The organism is Archangium sp., assembly GCF_057119385.1.
The window spans coordinates 37,028-59,917 of sequence record NZ_DBNGVP010000191.1; the positions used below are offsets into that span (position 1 = coordinate 37,028).

The 22,890-nt window shown below is 70.1% G+C and carries 18 protein-coding genes, 1 tRNA gene and 2 pseudogenes; 11 read left to right on the forward strand and 10 right to left on the reverse strand.

What is annotated here, in order from left to right:
• Positions 1-7: 7 nt before the first annotated feature.
• From AC16DP_RS44900 to AC16DP_RS44925, 6 genes are read right to left on the reverse strand one after another with little or no spacing between them, the layout of a single operon-like run.
• Complete coding sequence (locus AC16DP_RS44900) at positions 8-1,315, reverse strand: DUF58 domain-containing protein (RefSeq protein WP_329729103.1); 1,308 nt, start codon at positions 1,313-1,315, stop codon at positions 8-10.
• Positions 1,312-2,301 carry an AAA family ATPase gene (locus tag AC16DP_RS44905; protein ID WP_329729104.1) on the reverse strand — a complete coding sequence of 330 codons (990 nt, stop codon included), beginning with the start codon at positions 2,299-2,301 and terminating at the stop codon, positions 1,312-1,314. The genes AC16DP_RS44900 and AC16DP_RS44905 overlap by 4 nt, the downstream gene beginning before the upstream one ends.
• The gene (locus tag AC16DP_RS44910) at positions 2,298-3,596 is read right to left on the reverse strand and encodes a DUF4350 domain-containing protein (RefSeq protein ID WP_329729105.1); all 1,299 of its coding nucleotides are present in this window, start codon (positions 3,594-3,596) and stop codon (positions 2,298-2,300) included. The genes AC16DP_RS44905 and AC16DP_RS44910 overlap by 4 nt, the downstream gene beginning before the upstream one ends.
• Entirely contained in the window at positions 3,589-5,445 is a 1,857-nt protein-coding gene (locus AC16DP_RS44915) for a DUF4129 domain-containing protein (RefSeq protein WP_329729106.1), read from the reverse strand. The genes AC16DP_RS44910 and AC16DP_RS44915 overlap by 8 nt, the downstream gene beginning before the upstream one ends.
• Before the next feature lies 1 nt (position 5,446).
• The gene (locus AC16DP_RS44920) at positions 5,447-5,719 is read right to left on the reverse strand and encodes a hypothetical protein (protein WP_329729107.1); all 273 of its coding nucleotides are present in this window, start codon (positions 5,717-5,719) and stop codon (positions 5,447-5,449) included.
• 49 nt (positions 5,720-5,768) lie between these two features.
• Complete coding sequence (locus tag AC16DP_RS44925) at positions 5,769-6,656, reverse strand: phosphate ABC transporter substrate-binding protein (RefSeq protein WP_329729108.1); 888 nt, start codon at positions 6,654-6,656, stop codon at positions 5,769-5,771.
• An 89-nt stretch (positions 6,657-6,745) separates the two neighbouring features.
• On the opposite strand from AC16DP_RS44925, the pseudogene AC16DP_RS44930 reads away from it, so the two are divergent.
• The 9 genes and pseudogenes from AC16DP_RS44930 to AC16DP_RS44970 all read left to right on the forward strand — a co-directional run.
• A pseudogene (locus tag AC16DP_RS44930) lies at positions 6,746-7,351 on the forward strand (DUF2780 domain-containing protein); the annotation flags it as partial.
• Between the two features lie 9 nt (positions 7,352-7,360).
• Positions 7,361-9,493, forward strand: a complete 2,133-nt coding sequence (locus AC16DP_RS44935; RefSeq protein WP_329729109.1) for an ATP-binding domain-containing protein — start codon at positions 7,361-7,363, stop codon at positions 9,491-9,493.
• Positions 9,494-9,509: 16 nt separating this feature from the next.
• Complete coding sequence (locus AC16DP_RS44940; RefSeq protein ID WP_329729171.1) at positions 9,510-10,109, forward strand: TIGR02265 family protein; 600 nt, start codon at positions 9,510-9,512, stop codon at positions 10,107-10,109.
• A 325-nt stretch (positions 10,110-10,434) separates the two neighbouring features.
• Positions 10,435-12,537 carry a hypothetical protein gene (locus AC16DP_RS44945; RefSeq protein ID WP_329729110.1) on the forward strand — a complete coding sequence of 701 codons (2,103 nt, stop codon included), beginning with the start codon at positions 10,435-10,437 and terminating at the stop codon, positions 12,535-12,537.
• 29 nt (positions 12,538-12,566) lie between these two features.
• Positions 12,567-13,307: a hypothetical protein gene (locus AC16DP_RS44950; RefSeq protein ID WP_329729111.1), complete on the forward strand. Its 741-nt coding sequence runs from the start codon at positions 12,567-12,569 to the stop codon at positions 13,305-13,307.
• Between the two features lie 110 nt (positions 13,308-13,417).
• Entirely contained in the window at positions 13,418-16,201 is a 2,784-nt protein-coding gene (locus AC16DP_RS44955) for a fibronectin type III domain-containing protein (protein WP_329729112.1), read from the forward strand.
• Positions 16,202-16,447: 246 nt separating this feature from the next.
• Positions 16,448-16,696 (forward strand): hypothetical protein, encoded by a 249-nt coding sequence (locus AC16DP_RS44960; RefSeq protein WP_329729113.1) that lies wholly within the window; start codon positions 16,448-16,450, stop codon positions 16,694-16,696.
• A 28-nt stretch (positions 16,697-16,724) separates the two neighbouring features.
• Positions 16,725-16,904, forward strand: coding sequence for a hypothetical protein (locus tag AC16DP_RS44965; protein ID WP_329729114.1), 180 nt, complete (start codon positions 16,725-16,727; stop codon positions 16,902-16,904).
• Between the two features lie 297 nt (positions 16,905-17,201).
• Positions 17,202-18,383, forward strand: a complete 1,182-nt coding sequence (locus tag AC16DP_RS44970) for a heparin lyase I family protein (protein WP_329729115.1) — start codon at positions 17,202-17,204, stop codon at positions 18,381-18,383.
• Positions 18,384-18,410: 27 nt separating this feature from the next.
• Here AC16DP_RS44970 and AC16DP_RS44975 read toward each other — a convergent pair whose 3' ends face one another.
• The gene (locus tag AC16DP_RS44975) at positions 18,411-18,902 is read right to left on the reverse strand and encodes a CBS domain-containing protein (RefSeq protein WP_329729116.1); all 492 of its coding nucleotides are present in this window, start codon (positions 18,900-18,902) and stop codon (positions 18,411-18,413) included.
• A 299-nt stretch (positions 18,903-19,201) separates the two neighbouring features.
• On the opposite strand from AC16DP_RS44975, the gene AC16DP_RS44980 reads away from it, so the two are divergent.
• Positions 19,202-19,272: transfer RNA gene (locus AC16DP_RS44980), tRNA-Gln, on the forward strand.
• Between the two features lie 22 nt (positions 19,273-19,294).
• Here the strand turns inward: AC16DP_RS44980 and AC16DP_RS44985 are convergent.
• Positions 19,295-19,669 carry a glutaredoxin domain-containing protein gene (locus AC16DP_RS44985; RefSeq protein WP_329729117.1) on the reverse strand — a complete coding sequence of 125 codons (375 nt, stop codon included), beginning with the start codon at positions 19,667-19,669 and terminating at the stop codon, positions 19,295-19,297.
• Between the two features lie 80 nt (positions 19,670-19,749).
• Here AC16DP_RS44985 and AC16DP_RS44990 point away from each other — a divergent pair, with 80 nt between their 5' ends.
• A complete protein-coding gene (locus AC16DP_RS44990) occupies positions 19,750-21,525 on the forward strand; it encodes a serine/threonine-protein kinase (RefSeq protein WP_329729118.1) in 1,776 nt (591 codons plus the stop codon).
• A gap of 9 nt (positions 21,526-21,534) precedes the next feature.
• On the opposite strand, the gene AC16DP_RS44995 is transcribed toward AC16DP_RS44990, so the two are convergent.
• Positions 21,535-22,305, reverse strand: coding sequence for an alpha/beta fold hydrolase (locus AC16DP_RS44995; protein WP_329729119.1), 771 nt, complete (start codon positions 22,303-22,305; stop codon positions 21,535-21,537).
• A 91-nt stretch (positions 22,306-22,396) separates the two neighbouring features.
• Positions 22,397-22,890, reverse strand: a pseudogene (locus tag AC16DP_RS45000) (transcription termination factor Rho); the annotation flags it as partial.

Below are 22,890 nucleotides of genomic sequence, written 5' to 3' on the forward strand. Positions count from 1 at the left end.
ATCGGCCCTACAGCACGCCGCGCGCTTTGATATCGAGGTAGCGGTTGACGGCGGCGAGGCTCAGCTCATCCGGCTGCACGTCGAGCATCTGCACGCCACCGGCGCTCACCTTGGCCTTGAGGGATTCGCGGTCCGTGAGCAGCTCGCTGGCCACGGCCTGTTGATAGGCCTGCTCGGGCCCCGAGGGCTCGGTGCGCAGCAGGGCCGCGAGCGCGGTGTCCCGCACGGACAGGCACAGGGGCACGTGCCGCCGCGCCAGCCGGTGGAGTGGCGCCACCATGGTGGAGGCCTGCTCCTCGTCGAGGAAGTCCGTGAACACGCACAGCAGGCTGCGCCGCGTGAGGCGCACGTTCAGCTCCTTGAAGAGCGCCAGGTAGTCCACGTACGTGAGGCTCGGCGTGGTGGAGTAGAGCGTGTCCAATATCTTCCGGTACTGCAGCCGGCCCGCCGCCGGAGGCAGGTACGCCTTCACTCCATCCGCGAACACGGCCAGCCCCACGCGGTCTCCGTTGCGCACCGCCACGAAGGCCAGGAAGAGCGCCGCGTTGACGGCATGGTCCAGCTTGGTGAGCCCGTCCACCTGCGCCGCCATGGAGCGGCCCGCGTCCACGCAGATGAGGATGGACTGCGAGCGCTCGGACTCCATCACCCGCGTCACCGGCCGCGTGCGCCGCGCGGTGGCCTTCCAGTCCACCTCGCGCACCGAGTCTCCCTGCGCATAGTCCCGGAGCCGCGCGAACTCGCTGCCCCGCCCGTCCCGGCGCAACTGCCGCAGGCCCAGGTTCACCAGGTCCAACGCCGCGCCGGACAGGAGCAGCCGGCTGGCGCCTCGCAGGTCCGGGAACACCGACACGTTCTGCGCCGCGGGGAAGTGCCGCTCGTGGAAGACGAGCCCCAGCGGCCCCCGCACCCGCACGTGCACATCGCCGAAGGCGAACTTGCCGCGCTTGGAGGGGGACACCCGGTACACCCAGCGCGTCTGGCTGTCCGCGGGCAGGCGCAGCGGAGCCTCCTCGGGCGTGGCGGTGAAGGACTCGGGCACGTCGTCCTTCACGCGCACGTCCACGGCCTGGCCACCGCGGTGCACCAGCAGCAGCTCCACCTTGTTGGGCGCGCCCACGGACAGACGGGAGGGCAGCTTCCGGCTCACCTCCAGGCGCACCCGGCGGGCCATCAGGAAGTCCGCTCCCGCCAGCACCAGGGCGAGCACATCCAGCACCAGCACCGCGCCGCCGAGGCCCGGGAAGAATCCCGCCGCCATCATCGGCACGGCCAGCAGGCACAGCAGCACCCACAGGCGCCCGGTGGGAATCACCGGGGGACCTCGACGGACTGCACCACCTCGCGCAGCACGTCCGAGGGCGTGGCCCCATCCAGCTCCGCGTCCGGCGACAGCAGCAGGCGGTGGCGCAGCACGGGCCCGGCGAGGAAGCGCACGTCATCCGGCGTGACGAAGCCCCGGCCGCGCAGGGCCGCCAGCGCCTTGGAGGCCAGCAGCAGGTGCACGCCCGCGCGAGGCCCCGCGCCCAGGCGGATGCGGCTGGAGGCGCGCGTGGCCGCCACCAGCTTGCGCACGTACGAGAGCACCGGCGGTTCCACCGTCACCTCGTTGAGCGCCGCCCGCGCCGCGAGCAGGCCCTCCTTCGTCACCGCCGGCCCCACGCCCGCGCGCGCCAGGTCTCCCGCGTCGAAGCCCCGGTGCACCGACTCCAGGATGGCGTCCTCCTCCTCGGGGGCCGGGTAGCCCACGTCGATCTTCAGGAGGAAGCGGTCCAGCTGCGCCTCGGGCAGCGGGTAGGTGCCCTCGGACTCCACCGGGTTCTGCGTGGCGAACACCGTGAAGAGCGGCGACAGCGGCATGTGCCGGCCCTCCAGCGACACACCGCGCTCCTGCATGGCCTCCAGCAGCGCGGACTGCGTCTTGGCGGGGGCGCGGTTGATCTCATCCGCCAGCAGCAGGTCCGTGAAGATGGGGCCGCGCACCAGCACGAAGGACTGGCTCTTCAGGTCGAAGATGCTGGTGCCCAGGATGTCGGCGGGCATCAGGTCCGGGGTGAATTGAATCCGCTTGAAGTCCGCGCTGACGCCGCGCGCGAGCGCCTTGGCCATGAGCGTCTTGGCCACGCCGGGTACGCCCTCGAGCAGCACGTGGCCACCGGCGATGAGGCCCACGAGCATGAGCTCGAGCGGCTCGTCCTGGCCGACGACGGCCTTGCGCACCTCGGAGAGCACGCCCTCGCGGATGGCATGGGCGGCGGCCACGGCGTTGCTGGCGGGAGTGGGGGCGAAGGTGGAAGTCATGACTCCTCGGGGGTCGAAGCAGCGAGCGCGCGCGAGGGCGGCCCGGAAGGATGGATGCGCTGGCGCAGCACCGCGGCGCGGGAGGCCAGTTGTTTCAAATCGCCCTCGCCGGACACCGTCTCGGCGTTGCGGACCACGGCGCGCAGGCCGTTGGCCAGGTCCTCCCGTCCGCGCGCGGCCAGTCCCTCGGCGACGGACGTGGCGGGCGCGTGGGCGGGCATTCCGGCGTGCAGGGCCAGCTCCTGGGTGAGGCCCTTGGTGATGAGGCTGGCGGCGAAGCCGTGGTGGCGGCCCTCGCGGTACAGGCGGCTCATGGCGAAGAGGGCGTCCGTGGCCCCCACGCGGGTGGACTCGGGAGGCGCACGCGGCCGGCCGAAGCGCTTGAGGGCCACCGCCCACAGACACAGCCCCAGCAGCAGCTGCGCCACCGCGAAGTGCAGGCCGTAGCGGCGGGCGAAGTCCACCACCGAGCGCTCGTTGGTGAAGCCGTGGTGGTGCTCGTCGAACTCGTAGGGCCCGGGGCCCAGGGCGCGCAGGGCACTCAGCCAGAACTGCGCGTTGTCCGCGCGCGCGAGCGCCTGGTTCATCGCCAGCTCCGGCGCGCCCACCACCAGCACCTTGCCCGCGCCGTAGGGCACCACCGCCGCCACCGTCATGTTCAGGGGCTCGTCGCGCAGCAGGGGCACCGCGCCCTTCTCGGGCAGTTGCAGGTAGGCCTGCACCTTCGCCTCCACGCGCTCCACGCCCAGCGTGTACGGGCTGGAGAGCGGCGGGACGAGCGTGCGCATGGGCAGCGAGGTATCCGCCTTGGTGAGCTTCACCCCGAGCGCGTCCAGCAGCGGGTTCTCCTTCGAACCCCACGGCACGTAGACGAGGGTGCTGCCGGTCTTCACGTGCTCGAGGAGCTTCTCCGTCTCCTTGTCGCTCAGCTCGGGGACGTGCAGCCGGTTGAAGCCGTGGCGGGGGACCTCCTCGTCCTCCAGTCCGTCCTTCTTGTCGGCGGCGAGCGCCGTCTGATCCGGATCCTCCTCGCGGGCGCCGTCCACTTCCACGGCGAGCAGCACCGGGGTGCCCGTGCCCTTCTGGATGATTCGAAGGTCCGCGGTGCGCCGGACGGCGGGCAGGCCACTCTCCTGGACGAGCAGGAAGAGCCCGCGAGCCCCATCGGGCTGGGCGCGCCAGGTGGAGAGCGTGTCGGCGAAGCCACCCCGGGCCGCGCCGCGCACCAACCACGTGCCGAGCACGGCGGTGATGAGCAGCCCTCCCACCACGAGCAGCGGGAAACGGTCACGCACCGGCGGCCTCCGGGGTGGCGGGGGTGGGGTTCAGCATGGGCGCACACAGCGCGCGGAAGTCGCGGTAGCCGTCCGCGCCCACGGGCAGGTTGCCATACCAGGCGAAGTCGAAGCGCCGCGTCAGCTCGCGGAAGGAGGGGACCCACTCGCGGCGGCTGCGGAACTGGCGCAGGTAGTCCCAGTTGCTCAGCGTGGTGTCGTAGTGGATGACGCCCTCGCGGTGCAGGCGCGAGAGCAGGGCGAGGTACAGGCTGCGCACGGCCTCGCGGTACTCGCCCCGGGCGGCCAGCTCGTCGGCGAGGTGGGCCCAGCCCTCGGGAGGGCGGGAGAGGGCGTTCATCGGATCCGCCGCCAGGGTGGACGCGTCCTGCGTGCTCACCTCGAGCCGCGTGTCCTCGCCCTCCTGGGCCTTGCCGAGCGCGCGCAGCAGCACCAGCGTGAGCACCACCAGCACTCCGGCGATGAGGACCACCACCAGCACGTTGGCCACCGCCTGTCCCCCGGCGGCCGAGAAGCTGGGGCCCGGGGTCTGCGTCTCCGAGCGGCGGAAGAGCCTCTCCAGCCACTCCGCGAGCCACTTCATGAACCGCTGCCAGGGGCCCGGGGGGGGAGGCACCTCCTCGTCGGTGTTCTGCTCCTGGGGGGCCTCGGGCTCGGGCACCTGGAACTCGGGCCGCGCGAGGATGTCCCGGGCACGTGCCTGGGCCGCCCGTGCATCCGCCTGCTTCTCCAGCTCGGCGGTCTGCGTCGCCAGGGTGACGCCCTGCTCGAGCCGCTCCAGGGCGTTGCAGTCCTCGTTCTCCAGGACGTCCTTCTCCACGTCGCGCACCAGGCGCTGGAACTTGATGGCCTCGGCCGGGCTCAGCGTGTCGAGCGTCCGCCGCCAGCCCTCCGTCTCGGGGGCATCCAGGTCGCAGTACCCGGCCATCTCCTGGAAGCGCTGCTCCGTCTCCGCGCGGGAGGGCGGCTTCACGGGCACCTGCGCCCGGGCCGGGCTGGAGAGCAGGCAGGTGACGAGGACGGCGAGCAGGGCGGGCGCCGCCTTCCGGGTGGGCAGCCGCTGCACCGAGGCGAGCAGATCCAGCCCCTCCAGGCGCACGCGTCCATCCACCAGCAGCAGCGTGGAGGTGGCGGCGCGCAGGGGCTCGAAGAGGGTGAAGGTGGCGCAGGCGAGGAAGACGACCCAGGCGGTGTTGTCCAGGGAGGCGAAGCGCTCGGCGAAGGTGAGGTCGATGCCGAGCAGCTTGCGGCCGACGTAGAGCAGGGCGTTGGCGGCGATGTGGAGGTTGAGGAAGGCCAGGAGCTGCACCAGCAGGAGGATGCGCACGCCGGTGGCGCTGCCTCGCGCGGGGCCGAGCATCTTCGAGCACACCCCATACAGGTTCAGGGGGCTGCCACGGCCCTGGAGGGTGGCGGCGTAGCCGACGAGGTGCGCGGACAGGAAGAAGAAGGCGAAGCCCAGCGAGACGCCGAGCGTGAGCAGGTTGAAGGCGAAGAGGTACGCCACGGCGCACAGGAGGCTGGGCGTGCGGGCCAGCGCGGCGCGCAGCGAGGCCCACGCCGTGGGCTCTCCCTGCCCCTGGCCGAGCACCAGCTCCTGCACGTGGTGGCAGGCGGCGCCCTGGAAGATGCCCCGGACGAGCCAGGCGAGGGTGAACCAGAGCGCGGGCAGGCTCAGGGAGCGGTTGTTGGTGATGGCATCCGTCAGGTGCATCAGGGCCGCGGTGACGAGCGCCCCGCCGGGAAGGGTGAGGGCCCACACGCCGGAGCTGTGCACGCAGACGCGCAGGCCCGCGTCCAGGATGGCCACCGCCCCTCGGGGGCGCAATTCGAGCGCGGAGACGGCCATGTCAGAGCCCCGAAGCCATGCGGGAGAGGAGCAGGACGCCGCCATAGACGACGGCGGCGCCGATGAGGGCCAGCAGCACGTTGCCCACGGTCCATTCACGGCGTTCCGAGGGCCCGTCCAGCGCCTTGAGGCGCTTCTCGAGGCAGCTGGCGCACCGGTTGATGCCCTCGAACTGGGTGGTGCACTCGCGGCAGACGACGTGGCGGCACTCCACGCAGATACCGAGCCCGGTGCGTTCCGGATGGTAGTGGCAGCGGCCCGAGCCCTGGATCATGGGAGCAGCCTACGCAATCCCGGGGCGCCCGTACCAGCGGCTCGGAGGGCTACTTCACCGGGAAGTAGCCCACGGTGGTGGCGATCTCCTGGCCCTCGGGGGAAAGCACGTAGTCGAGGAAGGCGCGGGTGGTGCCGGTGGCCTGCCGGGGCAGGTAGAAGTAGAGGCGGCGCGAGAGCGGGTAGGTGCCGTTCTGGATGTTCTGGGGGCTGGGCGCGATGGCCTCGCCCGCCGCGTCCTTCTTCACCTTCAACTCCTTGACGCCCTTGGCATAGGCGGCGCCGCCGTAGCCGATGCCGTTGCGCTCGAGGCCCACCGCGTTCACCACCGCCGCGGTGCCGGGCAGGGTCAGGGCCCGGGGGGTGAAGTCCTCGCCGCCGAGCACCTCGTCCTTCACGAAGACGTAGGTACCCGAGGAGTTCTCCCGTGAATAGACGACGATGGGGGCGTCCTTGCCGCCCACGTCCTTCCAGCGGGTGAGGTCGCCCAGGTAGATGGCCTTGAGCTGCTCGAGGGAGAGCGACTCCACGGGGTTGCTCTCGTGGACATAGAAGGTGATGCCGTCCAGGGCCACGGGGAGCTCCACGGGGCCGGAGGGGTTACGCTGGTGGGCCTGTTGCCGCTCGGTGTCCTTGATGGGGCGGCTGGACATGGCGATGTCGGTGGTGCCGTTGATGAGCGCGGCGATGCCGGTGCCCGAGCCGCCGCCCGTCACCTGGATCTTCGCCTCGGGGTGCGTCTTCATGAAGTGCTCGGCCCAGCGCTGGCCGAGGAGGACCATGGTGTCCGAGCCCTTCACCGTCACGGAGCCCTGGAGTCCCGGCGGGGGAGGGGCCTGGGTGCCCGCGTCCGCTCCGTTGGAACCGGAGGGGCGCCTGCATCCGGACAGCAGTCCGAGGAGCGCGAGGACGAGGAGCGAGCGGGGCTGCGGTCTCATTGAGCGAGGATACACAGGGCCCGCGCGGCAGGTGGGTGACATCTCCGTTGGTTTTCCAGTGAGAATCCGGTGGGGGGTCCGCTAGAACCGCCGCTCCCGAGACGGAGGAGAACAGAATGGACTTCATCGGACAGCTCTCGCAGCAGCTTGGCGTGGACTCCAACCAGGCGCAGGGCCTCGCGGGCTCGCTGCTCGAGCTGGTGCAGGGGACCGTGAAGGAGAAGATGGGGGCGGAGGCGGCGGACCAGATGGGCCAGGCCATTCCCGAGATGCAGGGGTGGCAGCAGCAGGCGGAGGCGCGGACGCAGCAGGGCTCGCAGGGAGAGTCCGGTGGTGGACTGATGGGCGCGCTGGGCGGGCTGGGTGGGCTGCTCGGGGGCCAGGGTCAGTCGTCCGGAGGCGGTGGTGGCGGGCTGATGGGCGCGCTCGGTGGCGCGATGGGTCAGGCGAGCGAGGTGGCGGGAGTCGTGGCGCTGCTGCAGCGCTTCAACCTCGATGCGGGCAAGGCCTCGCTGGTGGCGCCGCTGCTGCTCGACTTCCTCAAGTCCCGGCTCGATCCGAAGCTGGTGGGGGGCATCCTCGCGGTGATGCCGATGCTCGCCAACCTGGGGAGTGGGGGCGGCAACACGCCTGGGGGTGGCGGAGGCCAGGGCGGTGGAGGCCTGGGCGGGCTGCTGGGTGGCCTCATCCGCTGAGCCCGAAGCATGAGCCAGACAGTCGCAGAGCTGCCCGAGCCCGCGCGGGCCATCGTCGCGGAAGAAGAGGCGCTGCTCGCGCGCGTGCTCGCCTCGGTGGAGGCCGCGAGGCAGCGCAGTGGCAGCCGCACGCAGGAGACCCAGGGCTTGGTGGCCCAGCTGCAGGTGTTGCGCGACGAGGCGGCGACCGCACCGGTGGCCGACCTTCCGCACCTGCTCCATCAGATGAACCAGGCGCGGGCGCTGCTCGAGCGCCAGGAGACGGCGCAATTGCCAGACGTCGGCGCTCCCTACTTCGCGCACCTGCGCGTGGAGGGGCCCGCCGGCATCCGGGACTACCTGCTGGGCCGCACGAGCTTCGCGGATGCGTCCGCCGACGTGCGCATCATCGACTGGCGCTTCGCCCCGGTGGCGCGGGTCTTCTATCGCTACGGGGAAGGGGACTCCTACGAGGAGTGGTTCGGCGAGCGGCTGTCCGAGGGCACCGTCGAGGTGCGCCGGCTGGTGGTCATCGAGCGCGGGCGGTTGATTCGCGTCCAGTCGGGCACGCTCGTGCTCGTGCGCACGCCCGAGGGCCCCTGGCGGATGCTGGGGGCCGGGCCGGCTTCCCAGCTCGCGGGGGGAACGGGGACGGCGGTGCGCCCGGGCCAGCTCGGAGTGGGGGAGGGGGCCTCACGGCGCGAGGGAGCGCTCGACGTCACCGCGCTGCTGGACGCCGAGCAGTTCGAGGCCGTGAGCGTGGCCGCGGACCAGCCGCTGCTCGTCCTGGGAAGCGCGGGCAGCGGCAAGACGACAGTGGCCCTGCACCGGCTCGCGAAGATCGCCTTCGACGACCACGCGCGCTACCCCGAGTCCCGGATGAAGGTCATCGTCCCCGAGGAAGGCCTGGCGCGCCTGTCCCGGCGCCTGCTCGCGCCGCTCGGGCTGGGGAAGGTGTCCGTCGAGACGCTCGACTCCTGGGCGGCCACGGCCGCGCGCGTCTCCTTTGGTGCCAAGGCCATCAAGCTGTGGGAGGATCCGCCGCCGCTCGTCTCGAAGCTCAAGCGCCATCCTGCCCTGCGCCTCGCGCTCGCGGCCCGCCTGGGGGTGCTCAAGTCGTCGGCCACCAGCCTGCCGCGCCTGCGCAAGAAGCTCGCCGAGGTCTTCACCGACCGGCGCTTCCTGGAGGGCGTCGTCTCCTATTCGAAGGGGGACCTGCCGCTCACGGCCGTGGACGAGACGGTGCGCCACACGATGCTGCAGATCGCCACGCCGCTCGAGCGCGAGCTCGAGGGGGTGGACCCCGAGCGCCTCCAGACGCTCGACGGCAAGTCCCTGGAGAGCGGCACGCCCGACGAGCTGGCGGGCACGTTGGACCTGGAGGACCTGCCGTTGCTGCTCTTCCTCCGGGCCCAGGGGGGAAACCTGGGCGCGGTGGGGCGGCTGGTGCACGTGGTGCTGGACGAGACCGAGGACTTCTCCCTCTTCGAGCTGTTCGTGGTGGGCAAGCTGCTGGGCGAGGCGCGCAGCTGCACGCTCGCGGGCGACGAGATGCAGCAGACCTCGACGAGCTTCGCGGGGTGGCAGGCGGTGCTCTCGGAGCTGGGCATCCGCGACGCGGCCACCTGCCGGCTCCAGGTGTCCTACCGTTGTCCAAGGCCTGTCACGGAGTTGGCGCGTACAGTGTTGGGCACGCAGGCCACCACCGCGGCCCCCCAGGCCGGCCGCGAGGGCGCCCCCGTGGGGTTCCACCACTTCCCCGACGAGGCCCAGGCCCACCTCTTCATCGGCGAGGCGCTGAGGGACCTGTTGGAGCGCGAGCCCCATGCCTCCGTGGCCGTCATCGCCAGCGGCCCGGAGCAGGCGCGGACCTTCCACCGGGTCGTCGCGGACCAGTCCTGGGCCCGCCTCGTATTGGAGGGGGACTTCTCCTTCGAGCCCGGGGTGGATGTGACGGACGTGGACAACGTCAAGGGGCTCGAGTTCGATTACGTCGTCATCCCCGACGCCACGGCCCGCCTCTACCCCGCCCATGACGAGGCGCGTCGCAGGCTCCACATCGCCATCACCCGGACTTCCCATCAACTCTGGGTTGTCTCGTCTGGGGTCCGCTCGCCCTTGCTCGCTGAAAAAATCGTTTTGAACGAATTTCAACAATTGTGACAAACTGCGGGGAATGATGGAGCGCCGTCCCCAGCTGCTCTCACGGCTGTCCAGATGTCGGCCAGAGCATCTGGTTCCCGGGATGTTCCTCGAGGCGGCACTGACATCGGTGGCGGCTCGCGCATCCCCCGAGGTGCTCGAGCGGGCCCGGCGGCAGATCTCCGAGGGCGAGCGGCTGGTGGAGAACTACCGCTACCCGGTGGCGTGGATGTTGGGGATCCTCGACGTCATCGGTCAGGACGCGGAGGCGCGGGGCGGCTCCTATGGCGAGGCCCTCTACCTCACCGGACGGGACGCGGGGCTCGCCTATGTGCGGAGCACGGTGGGGCGGATGCGGGCCATGGTGGGCTCGGCGTCCGGACTGCACCGCTCCCTGGAGGGCATCCCGAGCGCGGCCTCCGTGGCGGTGACCTTCGGCGAGCACTCCTACCGCCGGCTGAGCCCCAACTCCGGGGAGCTCATCTTCAAGCAGGACCTGATTGGCGTGGGCTGGAACGTGGGCATGGTGGTGGCCAGCACCTCCACCGCGCTGGCGTTGGGCGCGGATGGGTTGAAGTTCGAGGCCACCGCGACCGACGAGGACGCCAGCAGCTTCGTCCTCCGGCTCAGCTGGTAGGGTTTTCCCAGACCTTTCCCAAAAGACAGGGATTGGACCCGCGCGGGACGCGGCGCGTGCACGTGTGTCCGGCACCGGAAGCCGACAGTTTGGGAAGCCCGGGGAGAGCTTCAATTCCAAACGAGGCGCTTGCCGGCTCGCGCGCAAGGAATTGAAATCACTCTGCCACGCGGAGGGCGCGCAGGGCCATTCCGGAGTTGCGTCCGAGTCGCGTTGCTACGGATTTCGCCGCGAAAGTCAATGGCTTCCATTAGGGAACTTGACGAGGCGCGGCCGTGTATGTTTCCTCTCACGGTGCAAGGGATTGGGAGCCAAGGGGAAATCCATGCATTCGCTCACGGAACAACTGATGGGTCATTCGCGCGCGGGCTCGGTCACGGGTCCGTACTCGGGTTACTCGCTCCATGGTCCGGGGGGCATCCAGGTGGTGCTGCCCGAGCAGGGCGTGGTGCTGGGCCGGGCCACGCAGCTGAGCCCCACGGCGGTGTGGGCGGAGCCGGCGAACGCGGTGGAGACGCTGGCCCATGAGCGGACGGTGCGCGTGTGTCTGGACGTGGGCGGCACGGCCATCGGTCCGCTGACGGGCGAGCCCCGGTGGAGCGGAGCGGGGGCGCGGGGCTCCGCGGTGGGCATCCAGCTGGTGGGCATCTCCGCGGAGCAGGGCCGGCAGATCCTGAGCGTGCTGGAGGAGGCGGTGCTCAATGGCAACGCCCAGCCCGAGGCCTCGCCGCTGCCCGTGCAGGAGGAGATCGCCGGGCTCGAGCGCATCGAGTCCGTGCTCACGGCCATCTCCGCGATGAACAACAAGGGCGTGCTGCGCCGGCCGGGCCGGACGGTGCGGGTGATGCTGGAGCGGCTGGACGCGGAGCGCGGCCTGTTGCACTGGCGGTGCACCGAGCCGGGGGCGGGCTGGGGCGAGGCGCCCTATGAGCTCGAGGTGGTGGGCTACAACTCGGCCTACCGGATGCGCCTGGAGGGCACCACCGCGCAGGGGGACACGCTGGTGTCGCGGCTGCCCGAGCGGCTGTGGCGGGTGCGTCACCGCGCCCATCGCCGCGTGCGCGCTCCCGAGGGGCTGAAGGCCCGTTTCGATCATCCGCTGTGGAAGGAGCTGGGCCGGCGCGAGCGCGAGGTGGTGGATCTCTCCTTCACGGGACTGGGGCTGCACGTGGGCCCCGAGGACCTGGTCTTCCCCGGGCTCTTCCTGCGGCTGGAGCTGCGGATGGCCGATGGGGAGTGCCTCTCCCTCCATGGCGAGGTGCGGCACGTGTCGGCCGCCCGGAGCGATGGGCGGCGGATGGCGGGTCTGGAGGTCCGTCCGCGGACGGAGCAGGACATGGTGCTGTGGTCGCACTTCGTCTCGCAGTCGCTGTGCCCCTCCACGCGCACCAGCGAGGAGTACCTCGAGCCGCTGTGGGAGCTGTTCGAGGACTCGGGCTACTTCAACCTGGCGGGCAAGTCCGCCGGGCACTTCGACGAGCTGCGCCGGAGCTTCGTGGACCTGGGCAAGCGCTCGGCGCAGCTTCCGCACCTCTTCTGCCAGACGGTGTGGCCGTCGGAGCGGGGCGTGGAGGCGTCGCTGTCCTCGCTCAAGGCCTACCGTCACTCCTGGATGGTGCACCAGCTGGGGCGGCGGCCCGGCAAGCCGTCCAACGCGCCCGAGGTGCCGGGGCAGATCCTCCGGGACATCTACCTGCGCACGCTGGAGCACTCCCAGGGGGATCCGGAGTTCCGCTGGGCCATCAGCTACGCCGAGTCCACGGTGCCCTGGGTCTACCGGACGCACGTGCGGTTCGCCCAGCGCACGCAGGGCGGCGGGCAGAGCCTGGTGATGCCGCTGCGGATGATGGACGTGGAGTGCGCCGAGATGAGCGGCCAGCCCGTGGGGGACCTGGACATCGGGCCCGCGTCCATCGGGGAGAAGTACCTGCTGGCGGGGGAGATCGCCCGCACGCGTCCGGCCTGCTACGTGGAGGCGCTGGACTTCACCCGGGATCGCCTGGAGCTGTGGGGCACCTCGCGTGCCTGGCAGGGCGTGGGGTTGGAGCGCGAGCGGCGCATCTTCGTGGCGCGCCGTCAGGGGGTGCCCCTGGCCGCGCTGGTGGTGGAGCTGGGTCACCCCGGGACGAACCTCTTCCGGCTGCTCGACTCCGCGCGCCTCTTCCCGCTGGTCCCCGAGGGGAAGCGGAGCGCCTACGTGGCGCTGCTGGACGAGGCGCGCCGCTGGTTCGCGCTCCACGGGCGCAGCTCCTTCGTCTTCCTGTGCGAGGACGATGGGGCCTACGCGCAGGCGGCCCGCCTGCATGACGATCCCTCGACGCAGCCCGTCCTGTGGATCATCCCCGCCTCGCGGGTCCCCGAGTTCCTCGAGCACGTCAGCGAGCAGTCCGTTGGCCGTGCCCGCTCCACCCCTCATCTCGAGTCCTAGTTCCGTCCCGGTTCCGAAGGAGTCTCCTCATGGATTTGCTGAAGATGCAGTACGAGCCCCACGCCGTCCCCGCCCGCACCCTTCTGGACACGGACCCGGCCCTGTGCCGCCTGTTGGATCCGTCCATCCCGCCGGCCGTGCTGGAGCGCTTCCTCATCGAGTGGATGGCGCGCGCGGTGTACATGACCGAGCCGGTGGACGGGTGGATCCGCCGCACGGGCCAGCGCTGCATCGAGCTGGGCATGGAGAAGCTCGGCAATCAGCTCATCACCCACGCCAAGAGCGAGACGGGCCATCACCTGATGACGCTCGAGGACGCCCGCGTGCTGGTGGAGCACTGGAACGCGCGGTACTCGCCCCGGCTGTCCATGGAGGAGCTGGTCGCGCAGGCGCCCACCGGCTCCATGCGCGAGTACCGCCAGCTCCATGACGAGACCATCGAGGGGCCGTACCCGGTGGGGCAGATCGCCATCGAGCGCGAGGTGGGCTTCCTGGCGGTGTACTTCGGTCCGCGCCTGGTGAAGCAGGTGGAGACGGTGCTGGGCAAGGAGATCGCCGACAAGCTCACCTTCCTCAACGAGCACGTGGCCGTGGACGTGGGCCATACCCTGCTCAACGAGAAGATGCTGGAGGAGGCCATCACCCGCTCGCCCGAGCAGGGCCGCATCTACGCGGAGACCGGCGCCAAGGCGATGACGGCGTACATCCACTTCCTGGGGGAGTGCCTGCGCATCGCCGAGGCCCAGGTGGCCTCGCGCGCCACGGCGTAAGGGAATTCCACTCCCTCGACGGGACGGGCTTCCTGGCGCGCCGATGACCCCGGTTGGCGCCTATCCTCAAGCCCTGTAGAGCGGTTCCAGACTCGAGGGAGAGAAACACCATGACATCTTGGAATGGGAGCAGGAGCGTGGCCGCGTGGGTGGCCGCGCTGCTGTGGGTCACCATCTCCGTGGGTTGTACGACGCAGGCGCCGGAGGCGGGGAGCGCGGAGGTTCGCGTCACGCTGCCCCAGGCGCTCTCGGCGGCGGACGTGAAGCGCGTGCGCGTCGAGGTGCGGGGCCCGGGCATTTCGTCACCCCTCCCGGCCGAGCTCGTCCAGGTGGGGAGCACGTGGCAGGGCACCGTGGCCAACATCCCCGCGGGACCCGAGCGCGTCATCGACGCCTCCGCGTCCGATGCGTCGGGGGTGGTGCTCTTCCAGGGAAGCTCGTCCGCCCTCTCCGTCAGCCCGGGGGCCACGGTGAGTGCGTACCTGCTGCTGCAGCAGGTGGGGACGCCGCCGCCCTTCTACAACGAGGCGCCGCGGATCTCCTCCCTCGTGCTGTCCTCCAACACGGTGAATCCGGGCGGCTCCATCTCCCTGTCGGCCACGGCGTTCGACCCCAACGGGGATGTGCTGAGCTTCTCCTGGACGGGGGCCGCTGGCGCCTTCAGCGCTCCCACGTCCGAGTCGACCACCTGGACGGCGCCCACCACCGAGGGCACGCAGCGTCTGCGCCTGGCGGTGACGGATGCCCGGGGGACGAGCACCTCGGTCAGCTTCGACGTGTACGTGATGAGCGACGGGGCCTCGGGGACCGTCGACGTGACGGTGGGCTTCAACACCTGGCCCGAGGTGCGTGCCATGCAGGGCACGCCGGCCGTCCTGAACTCAGGCACGCCGACGCTGTTGTCCGCCACGGTCGTGGACGCGGACGGGGACGCCCTGTCGTACTCCTGGTTCACCGACTGCCTGGGGACGTTCGACAACGCGGCGGCCGCCTCGCCCTCGTTTTCCCTGCGGGTGATGCCCGTCACGGGGCGTTGCACCTTCCAGGTGACGGTCTCGGATCCGAACGGCGGCGTGCACTCGGGCACCCTCGCCCTCCAGGCGGGGACCACCCCCCGTGCCAACGTGCTGCCCCGGATCGACAGCACCTGGCAGAGCCTCTCTTCCGCCGCGGGTGGCGAGCTCGTGAGCCTGGGCATCAATGCCCATGACCCCGATGGCTCGTCCGTGAGCTTCTCCTGGTCCGCGTCCGCCGGGGAGATCCGGACCACGGCCTGGACCAGCACCTCCAGCCAGGTGAACTGGGTGGCGCCGGCGTGCTTCGACACACCGGCGTCCATCAGCGTCACGTTCTCGGACGTGGATGGGGCCTCGCGGTCCTACGTGTTCACCGTGGTCCCGGTGCCGGGCGCGTCGTGCGCGGCGGCGGTGACCGGCATCCGCAACATCTACAACGTTCCGGGTGACGGTCCGCTCATCTCGACCCCGGCCGACCTGCGCACCACCACCATCGGCGCCTATGTGCCCACCGTGGATGGCTCGGGCTTCGTGTACGTGCCCGGCGTTGGACGGACCGACGGCACCTTCACCATTCCCGGCGTGGAGCGGACGCCCTACTACCTCCGGTTCGGCTCCACCTCTATCTGGACGTCCAGCCGGTTCGTGGACCTGAGCGCCGGCAGCCTCGGCCGCCCCGACGTGGAGCAGGAGCCCGCGGGCACCTGGCTCTCCTTCCAGCTCGACGGGCTCACGCCCTGGCAGTCCACGGATGATCTGCAGTTGCACGCGACGGGCCCGGGCATCGGCTACGTCTCGACCTCCTGTGCCACCGGCTTCCCCATTCCGGCGGACGGCATGACGACCCTCACGGGCTCCATGGACTACGGCAACGGCATGCGGGGCTGCGCGACGGTGCCCGCCCGGTTCGAGCCCTTCCGGGGAGACTTCTTCCAGGTCACCCAGCACGTGAGCCGCGTGGACTCCTCCACGCTGCCCACGGGCCTCCTCCTCACCGAGCTGCGCAAGGGCTTCCAGGCCCATGACCTGTCGGGCTCGACGGATGGCGGGACGGGCGATGGCGGAACGATGGATGCCGGGACGGCCAGCCCGGGGACGTTGATGGTGAAGGGCACGCTGCTGCCCCTGCCCACCACGACGCAGACCTTCGACTTCCGCGCGTCGGAGTTCGAGACCCTGGCACTCGCCGCCCATCCCGGGGCCACGCTGGTGCAGGAGGGCGTGAACCTGGGGACCCTGCCGTCCTACCGCGAGCTCGGGCAGTACGATGGCTACCCGGATCTCGCCAACGCCACCAACGAGAATCCCGGGCAGGGCAACTTCCCCGTGGCATTCGAGTACGGCAATCCCTACCCGGGCTACTGGCCGAAGATCGTCATGGCCCAGGCGAGCGTCTCCGCGCCCTTCTCGGCCACCCTGGCGGATGGTGGAACGTCGCGGACGGTCTGGTACTCGACGGCGGTCTTCGCCCAGTCGCCGGTGTGGACGGGCTCGACGCAGCCCCTCATTCCCATGGTGGGCCCGCCTCGCGACCTGCGCGTCAACGGTGCTCCGGCCTCGGGTGGCGGCCCCACCGTCCCGTCCGTGGGCACGAGCCCGACGCTGACCTGGACCGCGCCCACCCTCGGTTTCGCGACGCGCTACCAGGCGCGGCTGTATGAGATCTACGCGACGTCCACGGGAGGCACGGCCCGGACGCTCCTGGGCTACTACACCACGTCGGACACCCAGCTCCGTCTGCCGAACCTGGTGGTGGGCAAGACGTACTTCGTCATCCTGTACGCCTACTCCATCCCGGGAACCAGTCTGGACAAGCCGTTCCAGTACGGGCCGGAGTACCACTACGCGTCGGTGTTCTCGGCGAAGTTCTCGCCCTGAGCCATTCTGAGCCGTTGTGTCCCGCCGGGGTGCTCCGTGCACTCCGGCGGGCTCCCGGGAGGGGCCGTGCTCAGGCCGCCTGATGATGTCGGTGAAGCCGACCCCGGTGGCGCGCCGGCCGATGTGGTGGGTCATCCAGTCCGAGGCCTGGGAGCGCGCCGCGGTCTGTGTGGTGGCGTCGCGTCTCCGGGAGCTGCTCGATCCGGGATAGGCTGCACGTCTCGACGGGAGTCCCACATGTGTTCCATGTCCATCCGTATCCGCCGGGCCTTGCTCCTGGCCCTTGCCCTCTGTGTGCCTGGCCTCGGCGGCTGCCGGGTCGAGTGCGACTTCGAGCCCCATTGCGAGGGCAACGTCGTCATGGATTGCCATGTGGGAATCGATCAACTCGTGGGCGCGGGTGAACCCGTGGTGTATCCCTGCCTGGAGCCCGCTCCCCTGTGCGTGGAGAGCCGCACGGGCAAGCGGGATTCGGCGGGCGGCGGCCCCCAATAACGCCTGCGTGCAGTTGGACGAGGACTCCGTGCAGTGCGTGTTCGCCCCGGCCCGCTCGTGCGATGCCTCCTTCGTGGACCGCTGCGAGGGCTCCCTGCGCGTCTACTGTGACGAGAACCTCGGTTGGGTGCAGGCCGTGGACTGCGCGAAGCTGGGCCGCTCGGGCTGTCACGTGGACGCCGCGCTTGGCAAAGCTGTCTGTGATTAGCAACGGATTTCCTATTCCCCACTGTCTTTCGCCCGGCGTCTGTCCGCCTGCTCACCGCGCGGGCATCGACGCGGCGTGTTGATTGGAAGACAAGGTTGGGGGATGCTTCGTGTGCCTTTGACAAGGAGTCAAAGCCTCACACCCGCGTGCAATTCCTCTCGTTGATCAGGGCTGGCCCCTGATCTGGCGCAACGGGAGAGCCGCGTCTCGAAAACACCTCTGGTCCGTCGTCCACCGGCCACCACGTGTGGCCCGGTTCCACCCCTGTCTGTCTCGAGCTCACTGGAGAGCCCCTACATGAAGAAGACCCTCCTGATGGTTGAAGCCCTGATCGCCCTCGCGGGTGTTGGCTGCGGAAACGCCGATGACCTGAACCTCGGCGAACCCTCCGAGACACTGGGAGTCACTTCGGACGCGCTGACCACGCCCAACTGCGTGCCCCTCTCCACGGCCTCGGTGATTGCCTCCGGCAATGACGGCAACGTGCCGGGCAATACGAAGGACGACCGGCTCGACACGCGCTGGAGCAACCTCGGCAAGGGCTCGTGGATCGACTACGACCTGGGCTCCGACAAGGCCGTCTCGGGCGTGTCCGTCGCGTGGCACCAGGGCAACATGCGCGCCAGCAACTTCCGCGTGTCCGTGTCCTCGGATGGGATGAACTACACGTCCGTCTACACCGGCAAGAGCAGCGGCACGACGACGGCGGCGGAGACCTACTCCTTCGCTCAGCGCACCACGCGCCGCGTGCGCATCTACGTCGACGGCAACACGCTGAACGACTGGGCCAGCATCGCCGAGGCCCGCGTATGTGGAACGTCCACGTCCGGCACCGGCTCCGGCGTGGTGTGGCGCGGTGACTTCGAGACGGGTGATCGCTCCCAGTGGAGCAGCACGCAGATGGTCAGCTCGGACCGGCTGCAGGTGTTGCCCTCGCCGGTGCGGCAGGGCAGCTACGCCATCAAGGTCACCGTCCGCCAGGGTGACAACCCCATCAGCGCCAGCGGCAACCGCAACGAGCTGGTGAAGATGACGAACGAGAAGGAGGGCGACGAGTACTTCTACCGCTGGAGCACGATGTTCGCCTCGGACTACCCCAGCGCGAACACCTGGCAGCTCTTCACCCAGTGGCACCACAGCGGTAACAACGGCTCGCCGCCGGTGGAGTTCTACGTCAACGGGGAGACCATCTCCCTGCGCGTCAACGGCAGCACCGTGGTGTGGAGCACGCCGCTGGTGCGCGGGCAGTGGCAGGACTTCATCTTCCACGTGAAGTGGTCGTCCAACCCGAGCGTGGGCTTCGTCGAGCTGTACCGCAATGGCCAGCTCGTCCTGCCCAAGCGCTCCGCGGCCACCCTGTACTCGGGGCAGACCAACTACCTGAAGGTGGGCCTCTACCGGAACAGCACCATCGTCCCGGTGGGCGTGGTGTACCACGACGGGTGGATCCAGGGCCGGAGCCTGCAGGACGTGCAGTAGGCGCCGGCCCCGGGTGGGGCTCGCCCTCTACGGCAGCCCCGCCACCCAGCGCACGATGTCCGAGGTGGTCACCAACCCCGCCAGCACGCCCCGGGTGCTCACCACCGGCACCCGGTGCACGCCCGCGTTGACCATGATCTGCGCGGCCTCGGTGAGCGACGCCTTCTCCGGCACGATGAGCACGTGCCGCGTCATCACGTCCTCCACGGTGGTGACATCCACCAGGTGCTGACCGGAGGGCAGCGTCACGTGGGACTCGTCCTCCCCGAGCCGCTGGCGCACCAGGTCCGTCTTGGACACCATGCCCAGCAGCCGTCCCTGCTCGTCCACCACGGGCATCCCGCTGATGGCGTGCTCCAGCATCAGCTCGGCCGCCGTCTGCAGGCTGGTGTCCGGGTTGACGGCGATCACCTCCCGGCTCATGACATCGCCCACCGTGCACAGGGCCGGCGCCGGGAGCGGCTCCTCCAGCTCGCTCGGAGAGGGCATCGGGCGGTTGTTCATGGGGAAGGCTCGCATGGTCGTGCTCCTGTCGGGGGCCCGAGCCGCGGCGGCCACTGCGTCCACGCGGCGGGAGGCCTTGTGTGAGCCTCCTCCAGTGCAAGGGGGACGCCATGCCTTCTTCACAGGGAAGACCGGCGCGTGTGTGCGCAGCCCCTGCGTTCGCGCCCGGAGGCGCACGCAACCCCTGCGCGGCCTCTCTCTCCGGGCGTGAACCGCCGCCGGGCCTACATGCCCTCGAGGGCAGGGTCGTGGGGCAGGGGAGCGGGAGCGTCAGCTTCCACCCATCCCAGCGTCCCTCGAGGGCGAGCACTCCCTCCGGGATCGTCTCATGGCAGGACGGCGGGCTTTGACCCCGTAGATGCAGGTTCGACCCCTGCTCCCGGAAACGCTGGCAGCGGGTACCGCGCTCAGCTGCCGAGCATCTTCTTCAGCGAGCCATCCTCCAGGGCCTTGCGCGTGTCGTCGAAGCCACCGATGAGCGTGCCGCGCACGTAGACCTGGGGGAAGGTGGGCCAGCCACTCCACATCTTGATGGCGAGCCGCTGCTTCCACATGCCGAAGTAGTTCCCGTACTCCAGGTACGTGAACGGGATCTGCGCCTGCTCGAGCGCCTGGCGCACGCGCTTGACGAAGGGGTTCTGCGCCATGCCCACCACCACCACGGGATCTTTCTCCACGGCGGCGCGGACCTGGTCCACGACGTCGCGGTGGAAGCCGTTCATGGCCTCGGCCACGGCGGGGGTGCGCTTGTCTTCAGGAAGGACGGAACGGGGATGGGTCATAGGGGCCAGCACCTTAACATGCTGCGTCAGAGCGGGTTGTCAGGCTTCGACGAGCGCCGCGTCTTTCCTGGGAGAGGGTGGTGGCCAGGCCGGAGACGGCGAAGCCGGGCGCGACGAACCCCAAGCATGCGATGGATGCCGGTTCCTCCTGCGCGCTCGCCGGGCCTGGCCTGGTCACCGCTCCCCTTCCAGAGCCTATCGGGGAGCACGGGGTATCCACACCTACCGTCCGGGTGGTGTACAACCGGGGGGCGATGGAGCTCGCCCCGGCCAGGACCCACCTGTCGTCGCCCCTCTCGATCAACGCGACCTCGCTCGCGTCCGATGAGGCACGCGCCTTTCTTCAGGAGCGGCTGGAGCTCCTCTACCGGGCCCTGTTCTTCCTCACCGCCGCCTTCTATGGGGTCACCACCGGGGCGGCCATCCTCTTCGTCGGCGTGCCCTGGGCCCACGCCCTGGTGGACCCCAGCTACGCCTTCCACCTGGTCGGCTCCCTCCTCTCGCTCATCCTCTGGATGATCTGCCGCAGGGGGCCCCTCTCCCTGCGCACCCTGTCCTGGGTGGACAGCGCCGGTCTGCTGGGCGTGCTCTTCCTGCTCAAGCTGGACGCCTACTTCGACGCGGATCCCCTGTCACTGCTGCTCGGCACCAACGGCGCCCTCATCTCCCACGCCGTCATCGTCCCGAGCACCGTGCGCCGGGCGTTCTTGATTTCGTTGATCGGCGCCCTGCCGGATGGGGCCGTCGTGGCGGTGATGTCCCAGGTGCGCCAGCACTCCGGCTCGGACGTGCCCACGCTGGATGCCGTGCTCTGGAGCGGCGTGGCCGTCTTCATGGCCACCCTCGTCTCCCAGGTCATCTACGGCTTGCGCAAGCAGGTGCAGGCGGCGCGCAAGCTGGGCCAGTACACGCTCATCATGCGCCTGGGTGCCGGGGCCATGGGCGAGGTCTACCTGGCCAGCCACGCCCTGCTGCGCCGCCACACCGCCATCAAGCTGCTGCGCAACGACGCGGACGGCCACGGCCTGGAGCGCTTCGAGCGCGAGGTGCAGCTCACCAGCCAGCTCACCCATCCCAACACCATCGCTATCTACGACTACGGCCGCACCGCGGACGGGCTCTTCTACTACGTGATGGAGTACCTGGAGGGCGTGGACCTGGACGGGTTGCTCATGGTGGACGGGCCGCAGCCTCCCGCGCGGGTCATCCACATGCTGCGCCAGGTGTGCGGTGCGCTCGAGGAGGCGCACGGGCTGGGGCTGCTCCACCGCGACATCAAGCCCGCCAACCTGTTCCTGTGCCGGCGGCGCGGCATGCCGGACCTGGTGAAGGTGCTCGACTTCGGGTTGGTGAAGGAGGTGGGCAGCGATGACCTGTCCGCCTCGCGGGTGCACATGGTCGTCGGCACGCCGCTCTACCTGGCTCCCGAGGCCATCGTCACCCCGGGGCGGGTGGATGCGCGCGCGGACCTGTACTCGCTGGGCGCGGTGGGCTACGCGCTGCTCACCGGCAGCCACGTCTTCGAGGGCCGCACCTCGGTGGAGATCTGCTCGCACCACCTGCACACGGCGCCCACGCCGCCGGGCGCGCGGCTCGGCCGGGAGCTGCCGAAGGACCTGTGCGACATCCTCATGCGCTGTCTGTCCAAGCACCCGGATGACCGGTACGCCAGTGCCCGGGAGCTGCGCCTGGCGCTGGATGCGTGCGCGGACGCGGGACGGTGGACGGAGGAGGACGCCGAGCGCTGGTGGATGATGAACGGCTCCAACATGGAGACGGCCCGGCCCCGGAGAGACCCCTCGGGCCTCACCGGGACGCAGACGTTGGTGACGCAGTTGGTGGACCGCGTGGCGTAGTGCCGCCGCTCACTGCTCGGCGGTGAATTCGCGCCACAGCTCGAGGAAGTCTCGCGGCGTCTCCAGGTTGGGCGAGTGCCCCACGTTCTTCATGACGTGGTGACGGGCTCCCAGGAGGCTGGCGCAGCGCTTGCCCATGTCCACGGTGGAGAGGGGATCCGTCTCGCCGCTCACCACGAGGGAGGGGAGGGCGTGCAGGGCCTCGAGGCGCTTGCCGGGGGCCCAGTCCACCAGGGCCTGGATCGTGGCGAGCGAGGCGTCCCGGTGCTGCTGGTGGCCCTCGTCGAGGAGCTGCTGCCACAGGGAGTCGTCCGGGGCGCCCGGGGCCATGCCTCGCATGGCGGCCGCGAAGTAGTCGCGGTTGTCGTGGAGGGAGAGCTGGTGCGCGGGCAGGTTGTACGCCGCGGGCATTCCATCCACCCAGGCGGGGGCCAGCACGGTGAGGGTGTGCACGCGCTCCGGATGCTCGAGCGCGAGCTGCATCGCCACCGCGCTGCCGAGGGAATGGCCGATCAGGTGCACCCGCATCAGTCCGAGGGCATCGAGCAGCCCGTGCAGGTCCGCCGCGTGCGTGGGGATGCTCTGCGGGAGCGCGGGCCCACGGGTGAGACCGCGTCCGCGCAGGTCAGGGGCGATGGCGCGCAGCCCGGGCGGGAGCAGCTCCATGAAGGGCTGCCACCACAGGCTCGTGGTCCAGTTGCCGGAAATCAGCACCAGGGGAGCGCCCTGACCGCGCTCCCGGTAGTGCACCTCGAGGTCTCCAACACGCTGCATGGGCATGGTGGAGGCGAGCCTAATGGAGCGTCCACGAAGTTCGAAGATGTCCTCGTGTTGCGCATGCTCCCTCTCCCTTTGGGAGAGGGAGTAGGGCTCACAGCTCCTCGAGGAACTCGTCGTTGTACGTGTAGCGGCTGAGCCGCTTGACGAGCGCCTCCATGGCCTCCACGGGCTTCACCGCGAAGAGCATCTGGCGCATCTTCTTCACCTTCTCGTACTCCTTGTGGGTGAAGAGCTTCTCCTCCTTGCGCGTGCCGGACTGGCCGATGTTGATGGCCGGGAAGATGCGCTTCTCCGCCAGGAACCGGTCCAGCGTCACCTCGGAGTTACCGGTGCCCTTGAACTCCTCGAAGATGACCTCGTCCATCCGCGACCCGGTGTCGACCAGAGCCGTGGCGAGGATCGTCAGCGAACCGCCCTGCTCGATATTGCGCGCCGCGCCGAAGAACTTCTTCGGCGTGAACAGGGCTGTGGAATCGACGCCTCCGGAGAGGATGCGGCCGCTGGTCGGGGCGCTCAGATTATAGGCGCGCGCCAGCCTGGTGATCGAATCCAGCAGGACCACCACGTCGCGGCCGGATTCCACCA